General features: G+C 42.1%; 1 pseudogene. It reads left to right on the top strand.

Annotated features, from left to right (window positions below):
* Nucleotides 1-271: pseudogene (locus KYG_RS24040) on the top strand (hypothetical protein); the annotation flags it as partial.

Raw genomic sequence — 271 nt, 5'->3', positions numbered from 1 at the left:
GCTTTGGGGTCAAATGATACCTACATTTATATCCGTGGTGAATATGCCTGGATTGTAGGTATTTTGGAAAATGCCATTGAAGAAGCCAAACAAAACGGTTGGCTGGGTAACAATATTTTGGGCACAGGCTTTAATTGTAATATTTATGTACAACGCGGGGCAGGCGCTTACATTTGTGGAGAAGAAACCGCATTGTTAGAATCATTGGAAGGAAAAAGAGGTAACCCCAGAATTAAACCTCCTTTCCCGGCCATCAAAGGAGTTTGGGAAC

The organism is Acidovorax sp. NO-1 (assembly GCF_000238595.1).
Classification (GTDB): Bacteria; Pseudomonadota; Gammaproteobacteria; order Burkholderiales; family Burkholderiaceae_C; genus Acidovorax.
The sequence above is the reverse complement of the archived record's forward strand: the minus strand, read 5'-3'. Positions and strand labels throughout refer to the sequence as shown.